Raw genomic sequence first — 6,569 nt, 5'->3', positions numbered from 1 at the left:
GAGGACGGAGGATTTTTGCTGAGGGGAAAGGGCAGCAGACGTAGGGGGAATTCTTATGGCGGCGTGGTCCCTCTCATATCACTCTGCCATGGGCAGCGTGAAGTGGAATGTCGAGCCGGCGCCTGGCCGGCTCTCGACCCAGATGCGGCCGCCGTGGGCCTCCACGATGCCTTTGGCGATGGCGAGTCCGAGGCCGATGCCGCGGCGGCCGCTCTGGCGCACCTGCCAGAAGCGCTCGAAGATGTGGGGCAGATGCTCCGGGGGAATGCCCGGTCCCGTGTCGCTGACCAGGAAGCCAACCTCGGCCTCCCGGGTTTCGGCCCGAACGGTGATGCGTCCGCCGGCCGGCGTATACTTCACGGCGTTACCCACCAGGTTGGAGAGCACCTGCAGCACGCGCTCGCGGTCCGCGAGCACGCGCGGCAGTCCATCCGCGGGGATCTCCGTCTGTAGCAATTGTGACTTGACCGAGGCCAGCGGCTGGAGCACGTGGCAGGCTTCGGCGATGAGGCCGGCCGGCTCCTCAGGCTTGCAATCGAGCCGCAGCCGACCCGCCTCCATGCGCCGGATCTCGAGCAGGTTGCCGATCAGCCTCTCCATTTGCGCCGCGGACGCCCGGATCGCCTCGAGGTGCTGTCGCGACTCGTCCGGCCGGCCGTCGGCAGGAAGGCTCTTCAGCAGCAGTCCCGTTCCGATAAAGATGGCGCTGAGGGGGTTGCCCAGGTCATGCGACACCACGGAAAGCACCTCATCGCGTGCCCACACGGCCTTCTGCGCCTCGCGGTAGAGTCGCGCGTTCTCGATGGCCAGAGCGGCGCGATGCGCCAGCTCCTCGGCCAGCTCGAGGTCCTCCGGCTGGTAATGCCGGCCAGACTCGGCCATGACCAGGGTCAGGGCACCGAGCAGGCGCCCGTGGCTCCGGAGCGGCACGGCCAGGAGGGAGCGGATGTGGAGCGCGCCGAGCAAGCGCAGGTGATCCTTGTTCTGCGCCACGGACTCGAGGTACGATTCCGGCAGTTCCGGCCACAGCTCCGGCTGGCCCGTCTGCAGCATCTTGAACACCAGGTGCGGCCGGCTGCGGTCCAGCGGGTATCGAAGAAGCTGCTGGGCCACTCCTTCCTTCGCCGGGTCCGCGTGCGCGACTACCAGCCGATCCACGTGGCCGCCCTCCTGGACCAGGTCAATAATGCAGAAGTCGGCGAGGGGGCCGGCCGCCAGCCGTGCCACACTGGCCAGTGTTGTCTCGTGATCCAGCGACGCCGCCAACACGCTGCTCGCCTGCGCCAGGAAGCGTTGCGCCTCCTCCGCTCGCTTGCGCCGGCTGATGTCGCGCAGCACCACCGTGTAGATCCGCTCGTTCCCGAGATCCAGCTTCGAGATGGCGGCCTCGGCCGGGAACTCCTCGCCGTTCTTCCGCTGGCCGGAGATTTCCTGGCGCTCCGCCATACGTCGAGCGGCGATTGGGGACTGCCCGAAATCGCGGATGTGTTCGCGATGCGCCGGCCGCGCGCCGCGCGGCAGCAGCATGTCCAGACGCCGGCCGAGGACGTCCGAAGCCTGGTAGCCGAACATCGTCTCGGCGCCCTGGTTGAAGAGGATGATCTGCTGAGCCTCGTTCACGGAGATGATGGCGTCCGAGGCGATGGAGACGATGCCCGCGAACTTGGCCTCCGACTGGCGCAGCCGCTCCTGCGCCTCCTCGGCCGCGATCCGCGCAGCCTGCTCGGTGGCCAGGCGCTCCCGTGCGAGCTCCGCTTCGCCCCGCGCCGCGAGATCGCTCACGTCACGGTCGCTGAGCCGTCCCTTGGGCGCGGTCCTCCGCCTGCTCATGATGGCGCGAAGCGTTTCCAATGAGTGATAATGAGGAGGGGATCGGCAAACATTCCCCCGATATCAAGCCCTTGGGCCAGGCATTGCTTACCCCGCGCTTGCCTGCCGGGGTCCTGAGACGAACGCGCCCTGCTGCGGGGATGGATAGGCGGCCCAGGCGGCCGTACTGGCGAATTCGAGACTCAGCCGCCCGGGGTGGGGCCAGCGCGGCGGGAAGCAGCCGTGGGGAGTGGGTGGGGTGGCGCGACCAGCAAGGGGACCGCCGTGCTGCGCAGCAGATGCGGAACCATCGCCCGGGCTCGCCCGGGTAGCACGAGGATGGTCGCATCCGTCTCGACGCATGCCCGCAGCGCCTGGTGCACGCGCTCCCGCGCGGTGCGGCCGCCTGGCCGCACAAAGCTCCGCTCTGCGGAGCCGGCCGTCCAGCTCTCGATCAGCGCCCGGGCTTCCGGCGTGCCGTCAGAATCTACCAGCGGCCGGGCCAGGAGGTCGGGGCCAGCGGGGCCCTCGCCGCCGGGAAGAAGTAACAGCGGCTTGGACAGATGCTCCAGCAGGTGGGTGATGGTGCGGCTGCTGCCCTGCCGGGTCGCCGGCGGCCCCGTGACCACCAGGTCGACCTCGACGATGCTCGCCAGCGCCGTGAGCCATGGCCCGGGGTTCCCTCGTTTCAGCACCAGCTCGCCTTGGGCGCCCAGCGCTGCCAGCTCGGCCAGCCACCGCTTGCCGGCCGCGCACAGCGCGTCCAGATCCGTGACGCCCTGCCTACTGGGTGGTATGGCCCAGAAAAGGCATACACACTCGACGCCCAGCTCGGGCAGCACGCCGAACCAGCGGGGCACGACAGCCCCACCACACCCGCCGCCTACCGCGCATAACGCGGTGCGGAACAACTTCTGTCCCAAGGCGTCCTCCCGTCCGGCGGGCCGACGGCGCGGACCGCGCCAGCCGAGGCAGCCGGTCCTGCGTCCCTAGTCGGCCGTCAGATCGAGCTCCGGCAGGATCCCTTCCTTCTGATAGCGCTTCAGCTTGCGGTACAGCGTGCGGCGATCAATGCCCAGGATCTCTGCGGCGTGACCCTTGTGGCCGTGCGCCTCGTCCAGCATGTCCAGGAGGTACTCGCGCTCGAGGCGCTCCAGGCTCCACCGCTCCTGCCGCGCCTGGTCCAGGAGCTGGCGCTCCGAGCGGCTGGTCTGCCCCGGCGGCGCCTCGAAGGGCATCGAGCGCGCGCCCGCGTGCATGATCACCGCCCGCTCGATAAAGTTCTCCAGCTCCCGAACATTGCCGGGCCAATCGTAGGCCATGAGCCGCCGCATGGTATCGGCCGTGATCTCCGGCGGCTCGACGCCATTCTCCCGGGCCAGCCGCGTGCGGAAATAGTTCGCCAGCAGCGGGATGTCGCTCTTCCGTTCGCGCAGCGGCGGCACGCGGATGGGGAACACGTTCAGCCGGTAGAAGAGGTCTTCCCGGAACCGGCCGGTGGCGACCTCCTCGCTCAGGTCCACGTTGGTCGCCACCAGCAAGCGGAAATCCACCGGGATGAACTGCCCTCCGCCCACCCGCTGGATGCGCCGGTCCTGCAGCACGCGCAGCAGCTTCACCTGGATCGCGGGCGAGACCGTCGAGACCTCGTCCAGGAACAGCGTCCCCCCACTCGCCTCCTCGAACAGCCCGCGCCGGCTTGCAATCGCGCCCGTGAAGCTGCCCTTCATGTGGCCGAACAGCTCCGACTCGAGCAGCGTCTCCGGCAGCGCCGAGCAGTTGGTGGGGATGAAGGGCTTGCGCGCGCGGTCTGACAGGTCGTGGATCACGCGCGCCACCAGCTCCTTGCCCGTCCCCGTTTCGCCCGTGATCAGCACCGTGGCACGCGTGGCCGCGACCCGCTCGATCAGGTCAAACATGCGCTCGATGGGCGGCGACTTCCCCACAATGTTCCCCCTCACCCCCTCCCCCGCCCGACGCCGCAACTGAGCCACCTCCCGGCGCAGCTCTGTTTCGTGCAGCGCCCGCTCCAGCGTCAGCAGTAGCTCCTCGCTGCGGAACGGCTTGTTGATGTAATCGAACGCGCCCAGCCGCATGGCCTCGACCGCCGTGTCCACCGAGCCGAACGCCGTCATGACAATGAACTGCGCGTCCGTCTGCAGCGCTGGCGCCGCCGAAAGCACGTTCATGCCGTACATGCCCGGGAGGTTCAGGTCCAGCAGCACCAGGTCATACAGCTCGCGGTCCAGGGCTTTGAGCGCATCCTCGCCGCTGGCCACCGATTCCACCGCGTAACCCTCCTCGCCCAACACCTTGACCAGTAGGTCGCCCACGATTTCTTCGTCCTCGACCACCAGCACCCGCGCTTTCCTGCTGTCGACCTTCCCGTTTTCTTCACTCATGGCTGCCCTGCCGGTAAGCGAACCTTGAATACGGCTCCCGCACCTGGCACGCTCTCGACCTCGATGCTGCCGCCGTGCTTGTGTACAATCTGCCGCGCCAGCGGCAGCCCCAGGCCGGTGCCGCCGGAGCGGGAAAAGAACGGCAGAAAGATTTTGGGCACGTCCGCCGCCGCGATCCCCGGGCCCGTGTCCGCCACCACCAGTTCCACGTTCGGCCGGCGCAGGCGCGTCGAGACCTCGAGCCTGCCGCCGCCCTGCGCCATCGCCCGCTGCGCGTTCAGCACCAGGTTGAGCAGCACCTGCTGCAACTGGTCGGCATCGCCGTGCAGCAGGGGCAAGGCTGGCTCCAGCAACAGCGCGGTCTTGATCCCGCTCCTGGCCAGTTGCTTCTCCAGCAGCTCGAACCCCTCGGCTATCACGCGGTTCAGGTCGATGGGCCGCAGCTCCGGCTCGCCCGGCCGCGCCAGGTCCACCAGACGCCGCGACAACTGCGCGATCCGCCGCGTCTGCGTCAGGATCACCTCCAGATCCCGGCCGGCAAACTGACACGTGCCGCACTCCCGTTTCAACAGGTACTCGACGGCTACACTGATCGCCGTCAGGGGCGCGCCGATCTCGTGCGCCACGCTCGCCGCAAGCTGCCCCACCGCCGCGAGCTGCTCCGCGTCCACCATGCGCTGTACCCACTCCTCGTCCACCACCGACGCGGCCGTGCGCAACGGGCCAAACGCCGCCCACCCTTGTGCCAGCCGCTCGAAGCGCCAGCCACTCCCCGCGTCAGGCGGCCCACTGTCGTACCGGCCCGGCAGGAAGTCCGAGAGGGGCCGGCCCACTACCTCTGCGCGGCTCCGCTCCAGACAACGCGCCGCCGCCGCGTTCACGTACCTCACCCGGAACGCCGTGTCCGTCACCGCCACCGGCTCCGTCATCCGGTCCAGGAGCCGGCCATAAACACCCGCTGCTGGCATCGCTTCGCTGCTCCGCTTCACACCCACGCTCCGCCGCTTCGCGCCCCGGATCGTGCGCGTTCCGTACCAGCCACTCGCCGCTTCCCTCTACCTCCCTGAACCCCGCGTCGCACCAGCACTTCCGCCACCATCGTCCCGCACTGCGCGGCCTGCAACCCCCCGGCCAATGTCGCAGGTCGCGACATCGCCGCGCCAGGGTCGGACCAAAAGCCACCCATCCGCAACGCTCTGCTCCCGCCCACCGATCCCGCCAGTGGTCGGCTACTACACGGCCTCACGGTCAGGCATCCGAGATCCCTCCGCTCGCTCGCAGGCGCTCTCTCGGTCAGACGGGTCACAACAACTGTCAGCGGGCTCGGCCGCTCGGCCGCTGGGGTGGCTTGGCCTGCGCACTGCCCACGGCTGGGGCGTTCCGCCCCGGGCGGCGCTGCGCAACGCCCCCTGAGTCTGAATTCAAGTTGTTGTCGGGATAGCACTTGTGCACGGGCCCCAAGTGGCACGCGCCCTGCCCGCCACGGCACTGGTACCCTGAACAGGAGCGCCTCATGAGCAAGTCGATCCTGGTGCCGCTCGATGGCTCGGCCTTCAGCGAGCACGCCCTACCGGTGGCGCTGGGCATTGCCCGCGCCCGTGGAGTGGGCATCCACCTTGTCCATGTCCATGTCCCGGTTCCCCATGGCCTGGCGGGCGAGCTGGGTGCGCTTCTCGACCCGGCGCTCGAGCAGCGGCTCGAGGTGCGGGAGCTCGACTACCTGGAGAGAGTGGCGGCGCAGGTGAGGAGCAGGCTTCCGCTGGATGTGCGGGTTGCCGCGCTGGAGGGCGCGGTGGTCGAAAACCTGCTGCGCCATGCGCGGAGCGCAGACGTCGATCTGATCGTGATGACGACGCATGGGCGTGGCGGCTTCGAGCGCGCCTGGCTGGGCAGTGTTGCCGATGGGCTGGTCCGGCGGGCGGGGATTCCGCTGCTGCTGATTCGGAATGGAGAGACCAGAGCGCGCGTCGAGCTCGATCCGGTATTAGCGTTCCAGCATGTGCTCGTCCCGCTGGATGGTTCGGAGTTGGCGGAGGCCGTCTTGGGTCCGGCGACGAGCCTCGGTGATCTTGCCGGGGCAGGGTACACCTTGCTGCGGGTGATCCGGCCCGTCTACGTGCTGGGCCGCTACGTGCCTCAGCCTGGCCGGCCAGACCCCAACGACTTGCAGGTCCAGATGCGGGACGCGGGATCCTACCTCCCCGGAGTGGCCGGGCGGCTGCGGGCGGGTTCGGCCGAGGTGGCGACGGCCGTGATCGTGCACGCGAGTCCCGCGGCCGGCATACTCGACTTTGCCGAGCGCAACGCGGTGGACCTGATCGCTATGGCAACGCACGGCCGGGGCGGCGTCTCCCGCAT

The 6,569-nt window shown here is 69.0% G+C and carries 5 protein-coding genes; 1 reads left to right on the top strand and 4 read right to left on the bottom strand.

Translation table 11 applies throughout. The features are described from left to right. Nucleotides 1–78: 78 nt before the first annotated feature. The 4 genes from HY703_09255 to HY703_09240 form a co-directional block, all read right to left on the bottom strand. Nucleotides 79–1,830 carry a PAS domain S-box protein gene (locus HY703_09255; protein ID MBI4545370.1) on the bottom strand — a complete coding sequence of 584 codons (1,752 nt, stop codon included), beginning with the start codon at nucleotides 1,828–1,830 and terminating at the stop codon, nucleotides 79–81. Nucleotides 1,831–2,012: 182 nt separating this feature from the next. After that, nucleotides 2,013–2,732, bottom strand: a complete 720-nt coding sequence (locus HY703_09250) for a hypothetical protein (GenBank protein MBI4545369.1) — start codon at nucleotides 2,730–2,732, stop codon at nucleotides 2,013–2,015. A gap of 66 nt (nucleotides 2,733–2,798) precedes the next feature. Then, entirely contained in the window at nucleotides 2,799–4,211 is a 1,413-nt protein-coding gene (locus tag HY703_09245) for a sigma-54-dependent Fis family transcriptional regulator (protein ID MBI4545368.1), read from the bottom strand. Then, entirely contained in the window at nucleotides 4,208–5,200 is a 993-nt protein-coding gene (locus HY703_09240) for a PAS domain-containing protein (GenBank protein MBI4545367.1), read from the bottom strand. The genes HY703_09245 and HY703_09240 overlap by 4 nt, the downstream gene beginning before the upstream one ends. 524 nt (nucleotides 5,201–5,724) lie before the next feature. On the opposite strand from HY703_09240, the gene HY703_09235 reads away from it, so the two are divergent. Then, nucleotides 5,725–6,569, top strand: an 845-nt coding sequence (locus tag HY703_09235) for a universal stress protein (protein ID MBI4545366.1), incomplete at its 3' end; no start/stop codon positions are given.

It is taken from the genome of Gemmatimonadota bacterium (assembly GCA_016209965.1).
In the GTDB taxonomy this organism is placed as follows: domain Bacteria; phylum Gemmatimonadota; class Gemmatimonadetes; order Longimicrobiales; family RSA9; genus JACQVE01.
This window is presented reverse-complemented; position numbering and strand designations above follow the sequence as displayed.

What these genes read in the sequence shown, in the direction of transcription:
- HY703_09255 (MBI4545370.1), bottom strand. Translation starts at nt 1,830, where the DNA reads ATGAGCAGGCGGAGGACCGCGCCCAAGGGACGGCTCAGCGACCGTGAC.
- HY703_09245 (MBI4545368.1), bottom strand. Translation starts at nt 4,211, where the DNA reads ATGAGTGAAGAAAACGGGAAGGTCGACAGCAGGAAAGCGCGGGTGCTG.